The organism is Azorhizobium sp. AG788, assembly GCF_943371865.1.
In the GTDB taxonomy this organism is placed as follows: Bacteria; Pseudomonadota; Alphaproteobacteria; order Rhizobiales; family Xanthobacteraceae; genus Azorhizobium.
The window spans coordinates 61802-81162 of sequence record NZ_CALRWL010000012.1; the positions used below are offsets into that span (position 1 = coordinate 61802).

Sequence of the window (19361 nt, forward strand, 5' to 3'; positions counted from 1 at the left end):
TCGCCGACCGCGCAATGCCACTGTCCCGCCATGCCTGGACAGTCCTTTCCCACCACCTTCTCCCCGACCCGCTCCGCGCCCCGCCGGGCGCTGATCGGCTGGGTGCTGTTCGATCCGGCCTGCCAGCCCTTCTTCACCCTCGTCACCACCTTCATCTTCGCCCCCTATTTCGCCTCGGCGGTGGTGGCGACACCGGCGCTGGGCCAGGAATTGTGGGGCTATGCCACCGGCATCGCCGGGCTGATCATCGCCCTGTCGTCGCCGGTGCTGGGGGCGATCGCCGACGCCGCCGGGCGGCGTAAGCCCTGGGTGGCGGTGTTCGGCGCCGCTCTGGTGATCGGCTGCGGCGGCCTGTGGTTCGCACTGCCGGGCGATGAGGCCCGGGTGCCGCTGATCCTGGCCAGTTTCATCCTGGCGACCGTCGGGGCCGAATGCGCCATCACCTTCAACAATGCCATGATGCCGGGGCTGGTGCCGCCGGAGAAGCTGGGCCGGCTGTCGGGCACCGGCTGGGCCTGCGGCTATGTGGGCGGCCTGATTGCGCTCGGCCTCATGCTGGCGGTCTTTTCCACCAATCCCACCACCGGCCTGACATTGCTGGGTCGCCCGCCCGCCTTCGGCCTTGATGCGGCGCTGCGCGAAGGCGACCGGATTTCCGGGCCGCTGTGCGCGCTGTGGTTCGCGGTGCTGGTGATCCCCATGTTCCTGTTCGTGCCGGATCGCCCGCGGGCACTGCCGTGGCGGGCGGCGGTGCGCAGCGGCGTGCGCGAGACCGCCGCCCTGCTGCACCGGCTGAAAGGCCAGCGGAACCTCGCCCGCTTCCTCCTGGCCAACATGATCTATGCCGATGGCCTGGTCGGCCTGTTCGCCCTGGGCGGCATCTATGCGGCCGGGACCTTCGGCTGGGGTTCGGTGGAGATCGGCATCTTCGGCATCCTCATCCTCATCGCCGGCATCGCCGGCGCTCTGGCAGGCGGCTGGCTGGATGATGCCTTGGGCGGGCGGCGCGTGGTGCTGGGCGGGCTGGTGCTGCTGTTCTTGGCCAGCTTCGGCATCCTGTGCGTGGACCGCGACGGGCTGCTGTTCGGCCTCATCCCCACCGCGCCGGGGCACGGCTTGTTCGCCACTCTGCCGGAGAAGATCTATCTCGGCCTGGGGCTGATCATCGGCCTGGTGGCCGGTCCGCTTCAGGCGGCCTCGCGGACCATATTGGCCCGGCTGGCGCCACCGGAGCATCTGGGGGAATATTTCGGCCTGTTCGCGCTTTCGGGACGGGTGACCTCGTTCGCGGCGCCGACCCTGGTGGCGGTGGTCACCGGCCTTGCCGCCAGCCAGAAGGCCGGGGTGGCGGTGCTCCTGGGGTTTTTCGCCCTGGGCGGGCTGATCCTGGCCGGGGTGCGCGAACCCGCCCGTTGAGGCCGACCGCGAACGGGTTTACCCTGACGCAACGTCCGGTCCAATCGCCCAGTGGGCGGAGGTGGCTCCATGGTTCGCATGGCAAAGGGTTTCGATATCCGCCTCGCGGCCGGCATCGCCGTGCTGGCCGCCGCGCTCATCGCCGGCAGTCCCGTGCGGGCCGATGCGCCGGAGAAGGCCACGGTGCAGAAATCCGCGTCGCAGCCATCGACGCCGGCAAAGCCGGCACCCGGCGCGCGCAAGCCCGTCGCCGCGACGGAGGAACCGATTTCGCCGCGCTGGATCGGCCCCACATGGGAGATCAAGGGCCTGACCGTGTGGGTGTTCACCCCCGGCCATTTCGAAGGCCGTTAGCGAACGCCCGCGTTAGCGGCGGCGGGCCGCCTCCAGCAAAGCCCGCCCCGCATCGGTCAATTCCACCATGGGCTGGTGCGCGGGGCCGAGCCGCCGCGCCGCATATCCGCCATCCAGGGCATCCTCCCAGACGGTGAGGCGGGGGCAGGACGTGCGCCAAGCCTCCAGGGCCTCGGCATAGGTCCTGGGCTCGGCGTCGAGCCATTGGAGAAAATCCAGTACCAGCGCCACGGGAGCATCGAAGCCGTGCGCGGGCACGGGGCTGTCTACAGCGGGGATGTCTGCAAGAGACATGGCCATCCTCCTGCTGGACCCCGCGCACATCATGACCGGCGCGCGAGGCCGGATGAGAGCTGCAAGAGGAGAGCACAGGCCCCCGTCGTCTGCAACGTCGGCAGAGCGGGCGGGCGCCGCCGGCCTCAGGGAAATGCCGGCCGTCAGGCGCCCGGCGGGGTCCAATCGGCCGGGGCCATCTGGAAGCCGGAGAACAGGAAGGCGGGCGCCACCGTGCAGCCCACCAGGGTCCAGGCGCCCTGGCTTTCCGCCGCCTGCCAGACGAAGGGCGGCACCACGCCCTGCGGCTGCTGGCCGGCGGCGATGTCCGTGCCCAAGGTCACGGTATGGGCCGGCTCGCCCTCGGCAGCCATGTGCAAAGCCAGCGGGGCACCCGCATAGAAATGCCAGGTCTCGCTGGCGTCCACCCGATGCCAATGGGAGCGCTCGCCCGCCGCCAGCAGGAAATAGATGGCGGTGGAGGCCGCCCGCGTGCCTTCCAGCGCCACGTCGCGGAAGGTCTCGCGGAAATGGCCGCCTTCCGGGTGGGGCTGGAGATCGAGCAGAGCAATGACCTCTGCGGCGGATAAGGTGGAGATGTCAGTCATAGATCAGACCCTAGAGCGTTTTCGAGCGAACGGGATCCCGGCTCGCGAAAAGAAAACGCGATAAAACAGATAGATAGAGCATTTCACCGATTCAAAGAAACGGGGAAATACTCTAGAGACCCAGGCTTGCGCGGTGCTCGCGCACCGGCGGCGTCAGCCCTTGAACACGTTCTTGCGCGCCCGCAATTCGGTGAAGACGGCGGCGGGCTCGGCGCCCGCCAGTCCAAGCCGCTCGGCCATGTCGGGATCGTCGGCGCGCAGGAAGGGGTTGGTCAGCCGCTCGTCCCCCAGCAAAGCGGGGATGGTCGGCTTGCCCTCGCGGCGCGCCGCCTCCGCATCGGCAAAGCGGGCGCGCAGGGCGCCATTGTCCGGATCGACGCTGATGGCGAAGCGCCCGTTGGCCAGGGTATATTCATGGCCGCAATAGAGCGACAGATCGTCCGGCAGCGCCCGCAGCCGCAGCAGCGACTGCCACAGGACCGGCGGGTCGCACTCCATGGGACGCCCGCAGCCCAGCACGAACAAGGTGTCGCCGGAAAACAGCAGCCGCTCGTCCTCGAACAGATAGACCACATGCCCGGCGGTATGGCCGGGGGTCTCCATGACGCGGCCGATCAGGGAGCCCACTCCCACCGGGTCGCCGTCCACCACCGTCACGTCAATGCCGGGAATGGTCGCCGCTTCCGCCTTGGGCCCCACCACGGTGGCGCCGAACTGCGCCTTGAGGGCCAGAACCCCATCCACATGGTCGCTGTGATGGTGCGTCACCAGGATGTGGGTGAGATCCCAGCCTTCCCGGTCCAGGGCCTCCAGCACCGGCGTGGCATCCGGCACATCCACCACGCAGGTGGCCTCGGTGACCGGATCGTGGATCAGCACCGCGTAATTGTCGCTCAGGCACGGAATAACGCGGATATCGACCGGCATGGATGTCCTCCTCCCGGGGGTGATCGGGAAAATCCAGGTGCCCTTGAGTAGCATGCCGGCGGCCCCAGGCCACCACCCTTCGGCGTCGCACCGCTCCGCTTGCCTGCCCGTGTGAGCGCAGTGCAAGCCATGAAGCGCGTTCCCCCACGTCTGCTATAAGGGCGTCTGAGGAGAAGCGGATGTTCCTGGACGTGGTCGACCTGCGCAGCTTCTACGCCCAGCCGCTCGGCGTGGTGACACGCCGCCTGCTCGGCCGGGCGGTGCGCGCCCGCTTCAACGATGTGCGCGGCCTCTCGGTGCTCGGCCTCGGCTATGCCACGCCTTATCTCGGCGTGTTCCGCGAGGAGGCGGAACGCTGCATCGCCATCATGCCGGCGGCCCAGGGCGTGGTGCGCTGGCCCGCCACCGCCCCGACCCTGGCCGCGCTGGCGGACGAAACCGAATTGCCGCTGGCCAATTCCTCCATGGACCGGGTGGTGGCGGTGCATCTGCTGGAAATGACCCCCAACGCCGCCGAGGTGCTGCGGGAAGTGTGGCGGGTGCTGGCGCCCGGCGGACGGCTTTTGGCCATCGTGCCCAACCGCAGCAGCGTGTGGGCGCGCCTCGACACCACGCCGTTCGGCAATGGCAGCCCCTTCTCCCGCGGCCAGGTGGTGCGCCTGCTGCGGGAAGCCCTCTTCACGCCGGTGGGCTGGGGCGAAGCGCTTTATGTGCCGCCCATTTCCAGCAAATGGCTGCTGCGCACCGCGGTGCCGTGGGAGCGGGTGGGCGGGCGGCTGTCGCTGCCGTTCGCGGGCGTCCATGTGGTGGAAGCCACCAAGCAGCTCTACCGGCCGGTGATGATCAAGAAGGCCAAGCTCTCGCCAGTGATGGACCCGGCCTTGGTGCCGGGGCTGCCGGCAGGCTGAGGCTTATCGGTCCCGTCTCAAGAGCGCGGCGCCGGGGCATCCTTGCGCGACAACAGGAACACCGCCTGCTCGCCCAGCAGGTTCCACACCCACCAGGGCATGTTCACCCGCACCCGATGGCCGGCGGAATCCAGCGCCACCGCCCGTTCCATGCGGGCGTCCAGCACATCCACCAGCGCCACGAAATCGCGGATGGTGCAGAAGTGGATGTTGGGGGTGTCGTACCAGGAGTAGGGCATGTTGTCGGTGATGGGCATGCGGCCGTAGATCATCAGATCGAGCCGCGAGCGCCAGTGGCCGAAGTTCGGGAATGACACCACCGCATGCCGGCCGATGCGCAGCATCTGCTCCATCACCCAGCGCGGGCGGCGGGTGGCCTGGAGGGTCTGGGACAGGATCACGTAATCGAACGCATCGTCGGGATAATGGGCGAGATCCACATCCGCATCGCCCTGGATCACCGCCAGGCCGCGGGCGACGCCGGCATTGACGCCCTCGCGGGACAGCTCGATGCCACGGGCATCGCAGCCGCGCGTGGTGGCCAGCAGATCCAGCAGTTCGCCGTCGCCCGCGCCCACGTCGAGCACCCGCGAGCCCGGCGCCACCATTTCCGCCACCACCACCAGATCGACGCGCCCCCCGGAGGAGCGCACGGCGCTTTCATCAAGCTTGCGTTCGCGATCCAGCATGCGCCTAGCCTGCCCGGAGCGGGGGAAGACCGGCCGCGCGGGCGGCACTGTCCAGGAAGCCGCGGGTGATGGCAAACAGCTCCGGCTCTTCCAGAAGGAAGGCATCGTGACCCTTGTCGCTCTCGATCTCGGCAAACGACACGCTGGCGCCTGAGGCGTTCAAGGCATGGACGATGGCGCGGGAATCCTCGGTGGGGAACAGCCAGTCGGTGGTGAAGGACACCACACAGAAGCGCGTCTTGCTGCCGCGGAAGGCATTGGCGAGCACGCCGTCATAATCCTCGGCCAGATCGAAATAATCCATGGCGCGGGTGACATAGAGATAGGAATTGGCGTCGAAGCGCTGGACGAAGCTCTCGCCCTGGTGCCGCAGATAGCTTTCCACCTGGAAATCCGCATCAAAGCCGAAGGTGGGCAAAGCGCGGTTCTGCAGCCGGCGGCCGAATTTGCGATGCAGCGCCTGGTCGGACATGTAGGTGATGTGCGCCGCCATCCGCGCCACCGCCAAGCCGCGATGCGGCGTCAGCTTGTGGTTCAGATAATCGCCGCCGTGCCATTCGGGGTCGGCCATCACCGCCTGGCGCCCCACTTCGTGGAAGGCGATGTTCTGGGCGGAATGGCGCGCGGCGGTGGCAATGGGCAAAGCGGCAAACATCCGCTCGGGATAGCTCGCCGCCCATTGCAGCACCTGCATGCCGCCCATGGAGCCGCCGGCGACGCAGAACAAGCGCTCGATGCCCAGATGGTCCACCAGCATCGCCTGGGCGTTCACCATGTCGCGAATGGTGACGAGCGGCATTTCCAGCCCATAGGCCCGCCCGGTGTCCGGGCGGAGGGAGGCCGGGCCGGTGGTGCCCATGCATCCGCCCAGCACATTGGAGCAGATGACGAAAAAGCGCTCGGTATCGATGGGCTTGCCCGGCCCCACCAGGGTCTCCCACCAGCCCGGCTTGCCGGTCACGGGATTGAGATTGGCGGCGTGCTGATCGCCCGTCAGGGCGTGGCAGACCAGGATGGCGTTGGAGCGGGCCGCATTCAGTTCGCCATAGGTCTGATAGGCGATCTGCAGGCCGCGCAGGTCCACGCCCGCGTCCAGCCGCAGCGGCCGGTCATCGCCGAAGCGCACCACCGGCGAATGCGGTTCGTCGGCCTCGCGCCGTGCCTTGACGTCCTCGGGGGTGAGGCATTCCGCCTTCGTATCGACCAAGCTTCCCATCGCTTCAACAAGCGACGGGTGCCTCTTTCTGTCAAGAACCGTCGTTTCCACAGCGGTGGGATTGGCTAACGGGTGCCGTGGAACGGCCTGGGCCAACCGCCGTCGCCGGCCTCACCGGCCCTGGCAGAGCGGATCGATCTGTGGGCAACCCAATGGGTTGCGGGCCGTGTGCGGATCCGGAACCCGCCGCATGGCCGGATCCACCGAGCCGGTGGGCGCAGGGTCCACCGCCGTGGTCGATCCCGCCTGACCCGGCTGCGGCACCGGAACGCGGGCGCCGTTGGAATAGGTGCGCACCGGCGCACCGACCGGGCTGGTCTCCACCACGCCCCCGGATGTGGGCGCCGCGCCGGAGGCCGCTGCCCCCGCGGGCGAGGACAGCGCCGCCAGGACCAACACCGCGCCGGCCAGACCCGTGATGGCACTCGAAGATGACCGCATGACACCCTCCCGTCCGGCCGCCGCAAGGTCGGGGCCGCACCGGGAGAACCAAAGTGCCGCGCCGGCAGTTCCCGCCAACGAAGCCCCATCGGAGCGCCGACGCGATTCGCGCCCCGTATGTTCCCCTCCCGTTCCCCTCGGCGGCGCCGAATTGGCCTGAAGCGGGCCAGGTGCGGGACAGAAACGGGACACGTGGCGGCCAACGCGGTGGCCAACGCGGTGGCGCGCGCCGGCGCCGCGCGGAACAGAAGCGGGACGGCGGCATTTCGCCGATTCGCGCCACCTTTGTTCCGCCCATGTTCCGCGCTGGACTGGCGATGTCGCCTTCCCGTGCCGATATGGTACAGAGCGCGCTTACCCTCCCGCCGGATCCCACGCCCGTATGGATGATGTCTCCAAGCTTGCCGTCCTGCCGCCGTCCATCCGGGCGCGCGGGGTCACGGCCGTGCTCGGCCCCACCAATACCGGCAAGACCCATCTGGCCATCGAGCGCATGCTGGGCCACGAGAGCGGGCTGATCGGCCTGCCGCTGCGCCTGCTGGCGCGGGAGGTCTATCAGAAGGTGGTGGCCCGGGTCGGCGCCGACCAGGTGGCGCTCGTCACCGGCGAAGAGAAGATCAAGCCGAAGAACCCGCGCTACTGGGTCGCCACCGTGGAGGCCATGCCCCGCGAGCTGGATGTGGCCTTCGTCGCCATCGACGAGATCCAGATCGCCACCGATCTCGACCGCGGCCACGTCTTCACCAACCGCCTGCTGAATCGGCGGGGCCGGTTCGAGACCATGCTGCTGGGCTCGGCCACCATGCGGCCCTTGATCCAGAAGCTGCTGCCCGGCGTCAATCTGGTGGAGCGGCCGCGCCTCTCCACCCTGATGTTTGCCGGCGAAAAGAAGATCAGCCGCCTGCCCCGGCGCTCGGCCATCGTCGCCTTCTCCGCCGAGGAAGTGTACGCCATCGCCGAATTCATCCGCCGCCAGCGCGGCGGCGCGGCGGTGGTGATGGGCTCGCTCTCCCCGCGCACCCGCAACGCCCAGGTGGACCTGTTCCAGAGCGGCGAGGTGGACTATCTGGTGGCCACCGACGCCATCGGCATGGGCCTCAATCTCGATGTGGACCATGTGGCGTTCGCCTCCGACCGGAAGTTCGACGGCTGGCAGTTCCGCCGCCTCAATCCGTCGGAAATGTCGCAGATCGCCGGCCGGGCCGGCCGCGCCACCCGCGACGGCACCTTCGGCACCACGGGCCGCTGCCCGCCGTTCGACCAGGAATTAGTGGAGCGGCTGGAAAGCCATGTCTTCGATCCGGCGCAGGTGTTGCAATGGCGCAACGCCGTGCCCGATTTCCGCTCCGTCAAGACCCTGATCGACAGCCTCGCCTTGCCGCCGCGGGAGCAGGGCCTGGCCCGCGCGCCCACCGCCGATGATGTGCAAGTGCTGGAGATCATGAGCCGCGACGCCGATGTCGCGGCCCGGGTGACCAGCCCGGCGGTGGTGGAAAGGTTGTGGGATACGTGCCAGGTCCCCGACTATCGCAAAGTGTCTCCGGGCGCCCATGCGGAGCTGGTTTCCACGCTTTTTCACCATGTCGGGACCGGAGGTCGCATCCCCGACGAGTGGTTCGCACGTCAAATCGCCTTGACCGATCGCGCGGAAGGAGACATCGACACGCTGTCGAGCCGGATCGCGCAGGTGCGCACACTCACCTTCGTAGCCAACCGGCCTGACTGGCTAAGGGACCCGGAGCACTGGCAAGGCGTCACAAGAGGGGTCGAAGACAAGCTGTCCGATGCGCTTCACGAGCGATTGGCACAACGTTTCGTGGACCGGCGGACCAGCATGCTCATGCGACGCCTGCGAGAGAACACAATGCTCGAGACTGAAATCAGCAAGACCGGCGACGTTACCGTGGAAGGCCATGTGATCGGCCACCTCCAGGGATTCCAGTTCGCCCCAGACCCCACCGCCGGTGGGGAAGAAGCCAAGGCCCTGCGCGCCGCTGCCCAGAAGGCACTGGCCGGAGAGATCGAAACCCGCGCCAACCGCCTCTCCCAGGCGGTGGACGAGGCGTTCGTCCTCACCTCGGACGGCACCATCCGCTGGACCGGCGAGGCCGTGGCCAAGCTGATCCCCGGCGACGAGGTGCTGAAGCCCCGCTTCAAGATCATCGCCGATGAGCATCTGACCGGCCCCGCCCGCGACCAGGTGGAAGCCCGCCTCGCCTTGTGGCTGAAGGCGCACATCGACAAATTGCTCGGCCCGCTGCTGAAGCTGGGTGAGGCGGAAGACATCACCGGCATCGGCCGTGGCATCGCCTTCCAGATCCTCGAGTCCCTCGGCGTGCTGGAGCGCACCAAGGTGGCCGAGGAGATGAAGACCCTCGACCAGGCCTCCCGCGCCACCCTGCGCGGCTATGGGGTGCGGTTCGGAGCCCATCACATCTATCTGCCCGGCCTCTTGAAGCCGGCGCCCCGCACCCTGGCGGCGGAACTCTATGCGCTCAAGCATGGCGGCCTGCAGCAGAAGGGCCTGGACGAACTGCCCCATCTGGCCTCCTCGGGCCGCACCTCCATTCCCGTGGATCACGAGATCCAGAAGGGCCTCTACCGGGCCGTCGGCTTCCGCGTGTGCGGCGAGCGGGCGGTGCGCGTGGACATTCTGGAGCGCCTCGCGGACCTCATTCGCCCGGCCTTGGCCTGGCGCCCCGCCTCTCCCGGCCCCAAGCCGGCCGGCGCCGTGGACGGGCGCGGCTTTACCGTGACTGTCGGCATGACCTCCCTGGCCGGCTGTTCGGGTGAGGATTTCGCCTCGATCCTCAAATCGCTGGGCTATCGCATGGAGCGCCGCCCGCCGCCGCCGCCGGAGGCGGAGATCGCCCCGGTGTCGGAAGTGGTCGCCCCGGTGGAAGCCAGTGCCGATCCCATGGCCCTCGCCCCGGCCCCGGAAGGCGCCATCGAAGCCGATTTGCTGTTCGAACTGAGCGAAGCGCCGGCCGCGGACGCGCCGGATGAGCCCGCTGCGGCGGATGACGCGGGTGCAGACACCGCGCCCGCAGCCGACGCAGCGCCGGAAGAGGCTGTCGAGGCTCAGGCGGATGCGGATGCGGCCGATGCCCCTGACGCGCCCCTGGAAGAGGTTGCCGAGGCCGCTGCGGCGGAAGACGCGACCGCGGAACAGGCCGACCCCACCGCCGCCGAGAGCGCGGCGGAAGTGGGCGCCGAGGCTGCCCCGGCGGAAGGCGACACCGCCCCCGCGGAAGTCGTCGCCAGCGATGCCCCGGTGGAGGAAGTGCTGATCGAAGTGTGGCGTCCGGGCCGTCCGCCCGGCGCGCCGCGCCGCGAGCGGCCCCAGGGCCAGGCCCGTGAAGGCCGTGGCCGCGAGGGCGAGCCCCGTGGCGAGCGTCGCGACGCCCGCCCGGCCCAGCGCCGCTTCACCCCCGGCGAAGGCCAGGGTGCGCCGCGTGGTCGCACGGAAGGCGCGCCCCAGGGCGAGCGTCCGCCGCGCAATGCCGACCGTCCGCCCCGCGCGGCCGGAGAGCATCAGGGCGAGCGCCAAGATCACCGCAACGATCAGCGCCCGCCGCGCAACGACCGTCCGTTCCGCGGCCCGCCGCGGGAGGGCGACGCCAATCGCGGCCCGCGCCCCGAGCGCGGTCCCGATCGGGCGCCGGCCCAGCCGGAGCGCCGCCGCGACAAGCAGGCGGATCCCGACAGCCCCTTCGCCGCCTTGGCCGCTCTCAAAGCGCGGCTTGAGGCGGAGAAGAAGGGCAAGTGAGCCTGCGGGGCGGTGGCGGACGGCGATGATCGCCAACGATTGGATCGTTGGCTGTTTCATGCGCGCATCGTTCGCACCCGCTCCGCTGCCGCCGACCTGCTCCGGGCGGGGCATGTCCGTCTGGACGGCCAGCGGGTCACCGCCGCCGCCCAGCCGGTCCGCCGGGGCCAGGTGGTGACCATCGCCCTCACCGGCGGCGTGCGCGTGGTGCGGGTGCGTGGCTTTTCCGAACGGCGGGGAGATGCTACGTCTGTGATCGAGCTTTTGGACGATATCACACACGAAACCGGTAAATAACGCGCGATAGCCTCCGGCACCGCTTGCGCCCACAGGGCAGCTAGGCTAGTCCGGCGCGCGAAAGGGATCTTCCATGACCTATGTCGTCACCGAGAACTGCATCCGCTGCAAATATATGGATTGCGTCTCCGTGTGCCCCGTGGACTGCTTCTACGAGGGCGAGAACATGCTCGTCATCCATCCCGACGAATGCATCGACTGTGGCGTCTGCGAGCCGGAATGCCCGGCGGAGGCGATCAAGCCGGACACCGAGCCGGGCCTTGAGAAATGGCTGACGCTCAACACCCAATATGCCAGCGAGTGGCCCAACATCACCCTGAAGCGCGACGCCCCGGCGGACGCCAAGGAATGGGACGGCAAGCCCGGCAAGGAAGAGCTGTTCTCCCCCGCGCCCGGCCAGGGCGACTGATCGCGGCGCGCGGCCTCAAGGCCCGCGCGCGAGGGTCTGCGGGCAAGGACGCGCGACGCCGGACGGCGGCGGCACGCGTGCCAGGAGCGACGCCGCCGCCAGGGTTCTGCTCAACCGGTTCCGCTCACCCCACGGTGATCACGATATCGTCCGGCTCCTGGCGGCGATTGAGCCAGATGCGGATCCGCGTCCGAGCGCCGGCGACGCGTTGCACGAAAATCTTTTCCCATTCCACGGTCCAAACGACCACCTCATGGGTGGGTGTATTGAGATGGCCATCAAAATCTGGCCGGCCGTCGCGCGCGGCTTCGGAAGCGAGCCCGAAGGTGACCTGAGTTTCCCCGTCAAAACACATCAACACGGAAATAGCGACACTCTCCTCTGACGCAGAAATTGGCTCGCCAATAACGAAATTAGGCGGCGTTTTTCCCACGCTATCCGAAATAAGAATCAGCGAATTCATTGGCGACAAGCGGCGAATGAGAGACATGTTACGCTCCTGTCGTCTGCCACCTGTGCGGATGAGAAGAAAGAGAGCCGTCTCTACCCCAGTCCGATCAGCACCTCGTCGGGCTCCTGCGGTCGGTTGAGCCAGATCCGCACACGCGTCCGCGTCTCCGGAACCTCGTGCTCCAGAAGAACGTCATGCTCGACCGTCGAGACCATGACCTTACGGCTGGGGGTCTCTATAGACCCATCGAAATCGGGAGTTGGGGTTTGCGCGCCCAACGCGTCGGCAAGCCCCAGCGTGACATCCGTTTCCCCGTCCTGCCACATCAGACAAACAACGGAGATACATTTGTCATTGGCCACGATGGGTGTCGCATCCACGTTATATGTTGGCCAAAAATCGGCGGTATCGGAGATGAAAATCAGGGAGTTCGACGGCGCGACGCGGATCTGAACGGTCATTTCACCTCTCCTTGTTCGCTCTTGGCCAAAGGGATCTGGAGGTACGAAGGGAGTGCCATTGTGTTTCAACCAAGACCGATTACCACCTCGTCAGGCTGCCACGGGCGATTGAGCCATATGCGCACGCGCGTCAGGCGCTCTGGGACGGGTGCCTCTAAAAGGCGTTCCCCTTCCACAGTCGAGACCAGGACGCCTAGATTGGGTGTCTCTAGGGCATGATCGAAGTCCGGCGCCGCCGCCTTGCCGACGTCTGATGTCGATCCCAGAATGATCTCCGTCTCGCCATCGACCCAGATCATGCAAATAACCGCGATACTCTGGGCCGTGGCAAATATCGTGACGTTCGGCTCGAACGGGGGGCCTGGCGGATCACTGAGATCAGAGATGAAGATCAGGCCGTTCGGGGGACCTTTGCGGCAGGTCAGGGCCATCTCTTCGCTCCACATCCGGGGCATCTTCGATCACCCTATGGCATCGGCGGCGCCTCACCCCAAACCGATGACCACCTCGTCCGGCTCACTCGGGCTATTGATCCACAGCCGCACCCGCGTGCGCATCTCCGAAACCTTCTGCTCCAGGATAATCTTGCGCTCCACGGTGGAGACCCGAACGATTTGGTTCGGTGTTTCGAGCATCCCGTCGAACGCGGGAGCCTCCTCCAGTTTCAGATCCAGAGCGTTTCCAAGCCGCACCATCGTTTCGCCATCCTGCCACATCAGGCAAGCAACCGAGATACAGCGCGCGTCCGCCGCAATGGTCTGAAACTCAAGACCAGCTGGAGGCTGCAGCTTATGAGTGCCGGCAATGAAGAGCAGGGAATTGGGCGGCGCGATGCGTCGGTATTGTGTCATGCTACTCTCCTCCATTTTGTGTTAGCCAGCCGCCCTGACGCTTACTGCATGTTACACAGTGTGGAGAAAGCCGCCGTGGGCCAGTCGGTGACTGCCGTGAGATAGGCTCTTGATGATCGAGAACGAAGAAGCCTGAATGGGTCCCAGGCACCTTAGATCCGCAAGTATGAACCCATATTCTTCTCCAATGTGCTTTACAGCGAGCCGCTCTTTGAGGCGAAAGCTTCGTGTGTCTCCCCGCGAGGGGATTGATGCCGCAGCATAACGTCCTGGTATAATTCCGTAAGTTTGGAGATGTAGAAACCTCGCCTCCGCCTCCATCCGCGTTGCCTCCGCGGCCGCGATGGCGCCTTCGACAGTCTCGTAGGCACTCGGCGTGGGACGCCATTTCGGCTCAACACGCTCCATCTGGTCGAGGGCTGCCCTTGCCCTGGCTTCTGCGATGGCCAGACGAGTCAATTGTGCCTGCGACGCCGTCGGCCAAAGCGCCCCAACGGGCCGCCCCGTGCGCGGATCCCGCGGCGTATTCTGCGCCACGCGCACGCCAGAAGCCGGTGCCCGGGTCCACTGCCCACCCTCTCCCGTGCCCGCGGGCATGCGCGGCTGGCTGGGATCATAGCGCCGCAACGCAAGCCGCAATTGAAGCATGCGCACCTCTACGCGAAGGGCATCAATGCTCCAGCGCATCGCCAGAATGTCTGTCCTCTCTGACTGGCCAATCATCACACCCTCAAGATCATTTTCCTATTTTAGGATAATAGGAAAATTATCCTCTTGGCAAGCGCGCACCATCAGATGGGCAGGCGCGTTCGGAGCGATGCCGAAGCCGCTCTGCCTCAATGCTGATTGGTCATGCGGGCGAAGGCCTAGGTTTCACCAAGCTCGGCGAGCACGACTGAGAGCGCACGGTTCGGGCCGTGCGCCAAGCGGGTTTGCGGGGTGGGAGAACGCGGCGTCTGACCGGAGGCGGCCGCGCTTTTCGTCCGGCCGCTGACCGTAAGCAGATCTCGCCTTTATCCCAGGGCGATCACGACATCGTCCGGCTCCTGCGGCCGGTTGAGCCAGATGCGCACGCGGGTGCGCGGGGTCGCAACGGCGTGCGTCAGGATCACGTCGTGCTCCACCGTCGAAACCATGACCGTGCCGCTGGGCGCATCGATGACCCCATCGAAGTCCGGCGCCGCGGTGCGCGCGCGAAAGTCCGCGACCAGCGCCATCATGACCTCGGTTTCCCCGTCTTGCCACATCAGGCAAACAACGGAGATACATTAGTCATTGGCCACGATGGGTGTCGCATCCACATTATATGTTGGCCAAAAATCGGCGGAATCGGAAATGAAGATCAGGGAGTTTGACGGCGCGATCCGGACTTGAACGAACATCTCACGCCTCCTTGCTCCATCGCAACAAGGTGCCCTGGGCGTCAGACACGCCGGGATCCACCAGACCCACCCCCGCACCCGTCGAAGACCCTGGCGACGATAGGTCCGCTTTCGTCGGAGCTTCAATCCTTTCGGATTCGCCGCTCCGGAACCTGCGCCCCCTCCCGGCCGTTGGCGCGGTGACGCCGGGATTGGGGTATGATCCCGGTCGAGAGCGGCCGCGCCGCCTTTCAGCGCCAGGAGTAGTTATGTCGACCATCACCTATGAAATCGTCGAGCACGACGGCGGCTGGGCCTACAAGGCCAATGGCGTGTTTTCCGAGCCCTTCCCCAGCCACGCCGCCGCCCACAAGGCCGCCGAGCGCGCCGCCAAGGAGCAGCGGGTTCCCGGCGAGGCGGAAGTCATTTCCTATGAGGACAAGGACGGCCAGTGGCACGAAGAAACCGCCGCCGGCAATGACCGCCCGATCCCGGTGGTGAAGGACTGAGCACACGGCCTCAGCATGTGCGCCGGGGGCAATGAGGGCTCCCGGCACGGCCCGACAGCGGTGCAGGGGCCGCCCGTGTCACCCAAGCCCGACCACCACCTCATCGGGATTGAACGGCCGATTGAGCCAGATGCGCACGCGCGTCATGGGATCGGGCACCGGCACTGAAAACAGAAGCTGCTCATCCACGGTGGACATCACCACCGTGCGGCTGGGCGTCTCCAGCAGGGCGTTGTGGTAGAGCGGAAATGACGGCTCCGCTCCGGTCAGCGGGCCGAAGGTGACATCGGTCCGCCCGTCGCATTCCGGGTAGGTGAGCATTTGAACGCACGTGGCCGTCGAGGTCACGGGCTTGTCGGCTTCAAGGTCCGGAACATCAAACTGCGTGGCATCGTGAATGAACACCATCGAGTTGATCGGGCGGATCGTCTTGCGCGTCGTCATGCCGGTCCTCCCTCTCCCCGTGCGACCCAGCGCCAAGGCGCCCCCGGCTGGAGCGGCGCTCCCCTAAGGCGCCTTCGCCAGCGCCTCATATTGCGACAGCAGCAGTTCGCCCTTGGCGTCCAGATAGGCCCGGCCAAAGGGCGCGGCGCGCAGGGCCGCCGGGTCGGCATAAATCGTTCCGCCCAGGGGTGGCTGAACGCCCGGCTTGCGGCAGGGGACGGCGATGGTCACGGCGGCCCCGGGCTTGTAGAGGCGGCCCCGCTCCACCTTGCGCACCGTCCCGGCCACGGCGCAGGCGCCATAGCCCGCCGGCGGCTCGGTGACCGTCTCCACCGCGAGCACCACCACATTGGGGGCCTGGCGGCGGGCCTGCTCGTAATATTTCGGCGCCAGCAGCGCGAAGGCCGGCGCGATCCCGCCCAGGAGCAGCGCACCCGTCACGGAGAGCCGCAGCCCATGCCGGCGCAAGCCCGGCAAGAGGCGCCGCCCCCTTGCACCGGGCGCCGGTTCCGCTCGGCTCACTGCATCGTTCCGCTCAGCCATACGCACCTCCCGCGCCGGTCGTGCCGGCCCCATGCCCAGTCAGACGCGGCAATCGCGGTGTTTCGGGGGCGCGGCGCCGCCGCGCCCCCGTCAGCTCACGGCTTGAGCACGTCCGCGCCCGCCACGCCCGGGTTCGGATAGGGCAGGTCCGAGATCAGCTTCTCGCTGGGCTTGTCCTGGGCGAACAGGGCATTGAGATCGATGGTGAGATAGTTCAGCCGGTGAGAGTAATCGGCGATCTTCAGCGTGTTGTGGGTCAGGTCCTTCAGGCTCACCCACTGGGTGTAATCGGACACCAGCGAGCCGTCGGGCAGCTTGGACTGGGCGGCGCCAATGGGAATGTCCACATTGTTCAGCACATGGGCGACGGTCTCGAACGCCTCGCCGCCGGTCTTCGGCGCGGGCACCACATGGCGCAAGGCGCTGGCGCGGACGAAGCGGGACGGCGGGGTGTAGTCGCCCGGCATGCCGACAAAGCCGCCGCCCTGGCCGATGGCCGTGACGTTGGACGTGCCGACCTCGCGGCTGGACACGCCGATGGTGGAGAGGTTGAGATAATTGCGCAGATTGGTGAGGTGCCAGTCATAGGTGGGCGCATTGGTCAGCACATGGGCCACATTGTCGGAGATCTGCACCTCGCCGTTCACATATTCCACCACGATGCCGGCACCGGAGCGGTCATTGAAGACGAAGTGGATTTCCGGCGGCGTCGGGCCGGTGGGGATGGAGGGATCGCTCCACACCTTGGTCACCTTCAGCGCCTCGCGCAGCTCGGCCACGGTGGCGAAATTGCCCAGCGCCCAGGCGCCGAAGGTGAGCAGCTCCACATAGTTCTTATCGGTCGCGGTGACGGTCTGATACTGGGTGAAGCCGGGCAGGAAATTGCCGCTCATGCCGAGGCCGGCGGAATTCTGGCCTTCCAGAATGGTGCCGCCGGGGATGATGTTGGCGCTCACCCCCACCACCGCATATTTGGTCTTGGCGGTGATGGTCGGCAGATTGAGCGCCTTGGGGGCGGCGAGGGTCAGCTCGGTGCCCTTGGGCCGGCTCACCAGGGTCCACTTCATGTCGAAGGCCCACTCCATGGTGCGGCCGGCGATCACGGTCTTGTCCGCGGCGATGATATCCACGGCGGTGCAGGCGAGCGCGGAATTCATCATCGCCACCAGCGACAGGGTCGCAGCGAGAGAGCGCTTCATGGCTTGATCCTTTTGTCCTTGAGGTCCACCCGGCGTCACCAAACGCCTCCCGCGCCCGCCGCGCAAGGGCGGAAATCGGGCCGCATCCGCCGGCCCCAAGGGCGGCTTCTGACGCCTCGGTGCCCACCCCCGCCTGCCGGCCTTCATCGCCGACGCCGCCGCTCTGGTGGCGACGCACGGGGCGGGCGGTTGTCCCTCTGCGGCCATGGGAGCGACGGCAACGGGCACGTCAACGGGGTGGCACCGGAGGGCGCGGCGCCGGCGGGCGATACATCCTGGCTCGCGCGCGAGGTCTCGCCGCGCCTCTCCGATCTGGCGGTGACGCGGAGCGGCTCGTTCGGCGCCGCATCCGGCATCGGCGTCGTGACGCTGGACCTGCTGGACTGCTCCGGCGCCCCGGCGAAGTGTGCTGTGATGCGGGCGGTGAAGGCGGCGCTGGACCCGAAGGGGATCATGAACCCGGGGAAGGTGGTGCGGTGAGGGGGGACGATCAGCGGGCACATGCAGCGGGATCATTAGAATTACGGCCAAAAGGGACTAGAAACGTACACCGATGTAACGAGGTAAGGAATTTTGACGCGAAATAAAATAGACATAGACTCACTCGCCACAGCTCAACAATATATCCACGATTCTTCATCGAAATTTTTGGTGCGAAAAGTCATTTTTATCGCTGGGAAGATCTTTTTCCACATGGATGTAAAAGTTCGGAATTTACGCTCATCGAACATTCCAGCCTCTCGCCTGGAGGTCAAACTTAATAGATAACCACCTTCAATTCCTTCGACGTCAAGCTCACGCCAACACGCTCTACAGAACGCCCTCACTGCGCGATCATACTCATCCGTCTTTTCGATCACAGTTATTCTGCGTAAGCCACACAGATCTTTAAATTGATCTATGTAAACACCTCCACCGCTGAGCATTCTAGAGACCTTCGCGTCACTAGTTTGAATGACGGCCCAGCTGTTACTCGCCCCCAGCGTTATTTTGAGAGGATTTTCTGTATCGGACTTTGTCGGGAATACTATTTCAAATACAGACGATAGAAATTCTACGCCTCGTGACGAACTTTTATTATTTCGTATCGTAGATGCCAATATTTTCTCGCCAAGAGGTAGCTTATTATGATGCATGCGCACAGAAACGAGATTTTCTGGAAGCTCTAAAAGAAATCTTCCTGAGTCAACAAGCAGTCCCCCCTCGCCGTTTTTTGCCTTAATCGTCACACCAAGCATTAATCCAGGCGGTAGATGCCGGTCTTTCTTATCTTGTAGAATAAATGGTCGAAATTCTGACATAAAATCAACAATTTTTGCCAGGCGCTCACCGGCGTCAAGTCGCGCCACGCGCGATATCGCTTCATACGGAATCGTGCATTTGACTTTACGACCATAAACCCTGCTATTCCACCTAATAAAATTACTCCAAATCGCAAGCATAAAATTAAAATTAATTAGAAATGACAATGTATTTAATTTAAAACTATCTATAGTAGCAGACATCGCGAATAAATCTCGATATCCCTGATCCTTTTTTTCCGTATTTGCGGATGCGATAGCAGCTTTTATGGAGTAATATGCGACAAGCCTCTTCTGCACACGCTCTCTATAAGAGCTGTCTTCCAATCCATCAATTTCATCTTGAGCCGCGACTTCAAGTTCCTCCATTGAAAATTTTTCACTTACGAAATTATTCGGCGCATTATATGCGTTATTATTTTCTTTAAAATTTAACTTACCCCTGACTCTTTCCTTAAATTTCTTTGACCACTCAGTCGAATTGACCAGACCTTTTTGCTTAAGATCATTTGAAAACTGATCTATTGCTGCGTCTATCCGAGATAATGGCATCCTTGAAAATATCATAATATTTATAGCGTCTGTTGCCGACACGTTTTCAGGGTCACGGGACGCCGACAAAAGACGGGATACTAATCTTGATCTAGGCTCATAATAAGTTTCATCAATAGTTTTGAATACAAATATAAGCTCTTTTCCAACAACGCTCTTTCGCCCGATCGGATAGTTGGGCTTATATATACGATCGATATCATCTTTCTCGCATGCAATAAATCCGCGGACGATGCCGTTTTGATCGGCATCTTGTATCGCCGGCTCCCGGCCATTCTGAACAATCGGTGTTTTAAAACCGGTCAGGCGGCCATCAAGAAGATAGCCAACAACGGGCAGTTCGGAATAATCTAAGTTTCCAAGCGCTCCTGAAATCATGTCC

Annotated in this window: 23 protein-coding genes; 8 read left to right on the forward strand and 15 right to left on the reverse strand. The window is 65.0% G+C overall.

What is annotated here, in order from left to right; all coding sequences use genetic code 11:
• The first annotated feature begins 30 nt into the window (after positions 1 to 30).
• Both AAG816_RS09560 and AAG816_RS09565 read left to right on the forward strand, forming a co-directional pair.
• The gene (locus AAG816_RS09560; protein ID WP_341989374.1) at positions 31 to 1416 is read left to right on the forward strand and encodes an MFS transporter; all 1386 of its coding nucleotides are present in this window, start codon (positions 31 to 33) and stop codon (positions 1414 to 1416) included.
• A 69-nt stretch (positions 1417 to 1485) separates the two neighbouring features.
• Positions 1486 to 1770 (forward strand): hypothetical protein, encoded by a 285-nt coding sequence (locus AAG816_RS09565; protein ID WP_341989375.1) that lies wholly within the window; start codon positions 1486 to 1488, stop codon positions 1768 to 1770.
• Positions 1771 to 1782: 12 nt separating this feature from the next.
• Here AAG816_RS09565 and AAG816_RS09570 read toward each other — a convergent pair whose 3' ends face one another.
• The 3 genes from AAG816_RS09570 to gloB all read right to left on the reverse strand — a co-directional run bounded on the left by AAG816_RS09570 (position 1783) and on the right by gloB (position 3578).
• The gene (locus AAG816_RS09570; RefSeq protein ID WP_341989376.1) at positions 1783 to 2064 is read right to left on the reverse strand and encodes a hypothetical protein; all 282 of its coding nucleotides are present in this window, start codon (positions 2062 to 2064) and stop codon (positions 1783 to 1785) included.
• Between the two features lie 143 nt (positions 2065 to 2207).
• The gene (locus AAG816_RS09575; protein ID WP_341989377.1) at positions 2208 to 2651 is read right to left on the reverse strand and encodes a cupin domain-containing protein; all 444 of its coding nucleotides are present in this window, start codon (positions 2649 to 2651) and stop codon (positions 2208 to 2210) included.
• 153 nt (positions 2652 to 2804) lie between these two features.
• Positions 2805 to 3578 carry a hydroxyacylglutathione hydrolase gene (gene gloB / locus AAG816_RS09580; protein WP_341989378.1) on the reverse strand — a complete coding sequence of 258 codons (774 nt, stop codon included), beginning with the start codon at positions 3576 to 3578 and terminating at the stop codon, positions 2805 to 2807.
• A gap of 179 nt (positions 3579 to 3757) precedes the next feature.
• On the opposite strand from gloB, the gene AAG816_RS09585 reads away from it, so the two are divergent.
• Entirely contained in the window at positions 3758 to 4486 is a 729-nt protein-coding gene (locus AAG816_RS09585) for a class I SAM-dependent methyltransferase (RefSeq protein ID WP_341989379.1), read from the forward strand.
• A 17-nt stretch (positions 4487 to 4503) separates the two neighbouring features.
• Here AAG816_RS09585 and metW read toward each other — a convergent pair whose 3' ends face one another.
• The 3 genes from metW to AAG816_RS09600 all read right to left on the reverse strand — a co-directional run bounded on the left by metW (position 4504) and on the right by AAG816_RS09600 (position 6832).
• Positions 4504 to 5175, reverse strand: a complete 672-nt coding sequence (metW, locus tag AAG816_RS09590; RefSeq protein WP_341989380.1) for a methionine biosynthesis protein MetW — start codon at positions 5173 to 5175, stop codon at positions 4504 to 4506.
• 4 nt (positions 5176 to 5179) lie between these two features.
• Positions 5180 to 6382, reverse strand: coding sequence for a homoserine O-acetyltransferase (locus AAG816_RS09595; protein ID WP_341989381.1), 1203 nt, complete (start codon positions 6380 to 6382; stop codon positions 5180 to 5182).
• Positions 6383 to 6502: 120 nt separating this feature from the next.
• Complete coding sequence (locus AAG816_RS09600) at positions 6503 to 6832, reverse strand: hypothetical protein (RefSeq protein ID WP_341989382.1); 330 nt, start codon at positions 6830 to 6832, stop codon at positions 6503 to 6505.
• 382 nt (positions 6833 to 7214) lie between these two features.
• Here AAG816_RS09600 and AAG816_RS09605 point away from each other — a divergent pair, with 382 nt between their 5' ends.
• The 3 genes from AAG816_RS09605 (at position 7215) to fdxA (ending at position 11307) form a co-directional block, all read left to right on the forward strand.
• The gene (locus AAG816_RS09605) at positions 7215 to 10601 is read left to right on the forward strand and encodes a helicase-related protein (protein WP_341989383.1); all 3387 of its coding nucleotides are present in this window, start codon (positions 7215 to 7217) and stop codon (positions 10599 to 10601) included.
• 12 nt (positions 10602 to 10613) lie between these two features.
• Positions 10614 to 10898: a S4 domain-containing protein gene (locus tag AAG816_RS09610; protein WP_341989384.1), complete on the forward strand. Its 285-nt coding sequence runs from the start codon at positions 10614 to 10616 to the stop codon at positions 10896 to 10898.
• Positions 10899 to 10971: 73 nt separating this feature from the next.
• Positions 10972 to 11307: a ferredoxin FdxA gene (fdxA, locus tag AAG816_RS09615; RefSeq protein ID WP_341989385.1), complete on the forward strand. Its 336-nt coding sequence runs from the start codon at positions 10972 to 10974 to the stop codon at positions 11305 to 11307.
• 124 nt (positions 11308 to 11431) lie between these two features.
• Here fdxA and AAG816_RS09620 read toward each other — a convergent pair whose 3' ends face one another.
• The 5 genes from AAG816_RS09620 to AAG816_RS09640 form a co-directional block, all read right to left on the reverse strand.
• Complete coding sequence (locus AAG816_RS09620; protein ID WP_341989386.1) at positions 11432 to 11797, reverse strand: hypothetical protein; 366 nt, start codon at positions 11795 to 11797, stop codon at positions 11432 to 11434.
• A gap of 53 nt (positions 11798 to 11850) precedes the next feature.
• On the reverse strand, positions 11851 to 12219 hold the full coding sequence (locus AAG816_RS09625; RefSeq protein WP_341989387.1) for a hypothetical protein: 369 nt from the start codon (positions 12217 to 12219) through the stop codon (positions 11851 to 11853).
• Between the two features lie 65 nt (positions 12220 to 12284).
• Positions 12285 to 12650 carry a hypothetical protein gene (locus AAG816_RS09630; protein WP_341989388.1) on the reverse strand — a complete coding sequence of 122 codons (366 nt, stop codon included), beginning with the start codon at positions 12648 to 12650 and terminating at the stop codon, positions 12285 to 12287.
• A gap of 54 nt (positions 12651 to 12704) precedes the next feature.
• On the reverse strand, positions 12705 to 13070 hold the full coding sequence (locus tag AAG816_RS09635) for a hypothetical protein (protein ID WP_341989389.1): 366 nt from the start codon (positions 13068 to 13070) through the stop codon (positions 12705 to 12707).
• Between the two features lie 1013 nt (positions 13071 to 14083).
• Complete coding sequence (locus tag AAG816_RS09640; RefSeq protein ID WP_341989390.1) at positions 14084 to 14290, reverse strand: hypothetical protein; 207 nt, start codon at positions 14288 to 14290, stop codon at positions 14084 to 14086.
• Between the two features lie 410 nt (positions 14291 to 14700).
• Between AAG816_RS09640 and AAG816_RS09645 the strand changes: the two genes are divergently transcribed.
• Positions 14701 to 14940, forward strand: a complete 240-nt coding sequence (locus AAG816_RS09645; protein WP_341989391.1) for a DUF2188 domain-containing protein — start codon at positions 14701 to 14703, stop codon at positions 14938 to 14940.
• 78 nt (positions 14941 to 15018) lie between these two features.
• On the opposite strand, the gene AAG816_RS09650 is transcribed toward AAG816_RS09645, so the two are convergent.
• From AAG816_RS09650 to AAG816_RS09660, 3 genes are all read right to left on the reverse strand, one after another.
• On the reverse strand, positions 15019 to 15384 hold the full coding sequence (locus AAG816_RS09650) for a hypothetical protein (protein ID WP_341989392.1): 366 nt from the start codon (positions 15382 to 15384) through the stop codon (positions 15019 to 15021).
• Positions 15385 to 15447: 63 nt separating this feature from the next.
• Complete coding sequence (locus AAG816_RS09655; protein ID WP_341989393.1) at positions 15448 to 15861, reverse strand: hypothetical protein; 414 nt, start codon at positions 15859 to 15861, stop codon at positions 15448 to 15450.
• Between the two features lie 161 nt (positions 15862 to 16022).
• On the reverse strand, positions 16023 to 17126 hold the full coding sequence (locus tag AAG816_RS09660) for a choloylglycine hydrolase family protein (RefSeq protein WP_341989394.1): 1104 nt from the start codon (positions 17124 to 17126) through the stop codon (positions 16023 to 16025).
• A gap of 189 nt (positions 17127 to 17315) precedes the next feature.
• Between AAG816_RS09660 and AAG816_RS09665 the strand changes: the two genes are divergently transcribed.
• Positions 17316 to 17606: an FAD-linked oxidase C-terminal domain-containing protein gene (locus AAG816_RS09665; protein ID WP_341989395.1), complete on the forward strand. Its 291-nt coding sequence runs from the start codon at positions 17316 to 17318 to the stop codon at positions 17604 to 17606.
• A gap of 134 nt (positions 17607 to 17740) precedes the next feature.
• Here AAG816_RS09665 and AAG816_RS09670 read toward each other — a convergent pair whose 3' ends face one another.
• Positions 17741 to 19357, reverse strand: coding sequence for a hypothetical protein (locus tag AAG816_RS09670; RefSeq protein WP_341989396.1), 1617 nt, complete (start codon positions 19355 to 19357; stop codon positions 17741 to 17743).
• Positions 19358 to 19361 lie beyond the last annotated feature (4 nt).

Coding starts and splice junctions, on each gene's coding strand:
- AAG816_RS09560 (WP_341989374.1), top strand. CDS start 31: ATGCCTGGACAGTCCTTTCCCACCACCTTCTCCCCGACCCGCTCCGCG.
- AAG816_RS09565 (WP_341989375.1), top strand. CDS start 1,486: ATGGTTCGCATGGCAAAGGGTTTCGATATCCGCCTCGCGGCCGGCATC.
- AAG816_RS09570 (WP_341989376.1), bottom strand. CDS start 2,064: ATGTCTCTTGCAGACATCCCCGCTGTAGACAGCCCCGTGCCCGCGCAC.
- AAG816_RS09575 (WP_341989377.1), bottom strand. CDS start 2,651: ATGACTGACATCTCCACCTTATCCGCCGCAGAGGTCATTGCTCTGCTC.
- gloB (WP_341989378.1), bottom strand. CDS start 3,578: ATGCCGGTCGATATCCGCGTTATTCCGTGCCTGAGCGACAATTACGCG.
- AAG816_RS09585 (WP_341989379.1), top strand. CDS start 3,758: ATGTTCCTGGACGTGGTCGACCTGCGCAGCTTCTACGCCCAGCCGCTC.
- metW (WP_341989380.1), bottom strand. CDS start 5,175: ATGCTGGATCGCGAACGCAAGCTTGATGAAAGCGCCGTGCGCTCCTCC.
- AAG816_RS09600 (WP_341989382.1), bottom strand. CDS start 6,832: ATGCGGTCATCTTCGAGTGCCATCACGGGTCTGGCCGGCGCGGTGTTG.
- AAG816_RS09605 (WP_341989383.1), top strand. CDS start 7,215: ATGGATGATGTCTCCAAGCTTGCCGTCCTGCCGCCGTCCATCCGGGCG.
- fdxA (WP_341989385.1), top strand. CDS start 10,972: ATGACCTATGTCGTCACCGAGAACTGCATCCGCTGCAAATATATGGAT.
- AAG816_RS09620 (WP_341989386.1), bottom strand. CDS start 11,797: ATGTCTCTCATTCGCCGCTTGTCGCCAATGAATTCGCTGATTCTTATT.
- AAG816_RS09625 (WP_341989387.1), bottom strand. CDS start 12,219: ATGACCGTTCAGATCCGCGTCGCGCCGTCGAACTCCCTGATTTTCATC.
- AAG816_RS09630 (WP_341989388.1), bottom strand. CDS start 12,650: ATGGCCCTGACCTGCCGCAAAGGTCCCCCGAACGGCCTGATCTTCATC.
- AAG816_RS09635 (WP_341989389.1), bottom strand. CDS start 13,070: ATGACACAATACCGACGCATCGCGCCGCCCAATTCCCTGCTCTTCATT.
- AAG816_RS09640 (WP_341989390.1), bottom strand. CDS start 14,290: ATGATGGCGCTGGTCGCGGACTTTCGCGCGCGCACCGCGGCGCCGGAC.
- AAG816_RS09645 (WP_341989391.1), top strand. CDS start 14,701: ATGTCGACCATCACCTATGAAATCGTCGAGCACGACGGCGGCTGGGCC.
- AAG816_RS09650 (WP_341989392.1), bottom strand. CDS start 15,384: ATGACGACGCGCAAGACGATCCGCCCGATCAACTCGATGGTGTTCATT.
- AAG816_RS09660 (WP_341989394.1), bottom strand. CDS start 17,126: ATGAAGCGCTCTCTCGCTGCGACCCTGTCGCTGGTGGCGATGATGAAT.
- AAG816_RS09670 (WP_341989396.1), bottom strand. CDS start 19,357: ATGATTTCAGGAGCGCTTGGAAACTTAGATTATTCCGAACTGCCCGTT.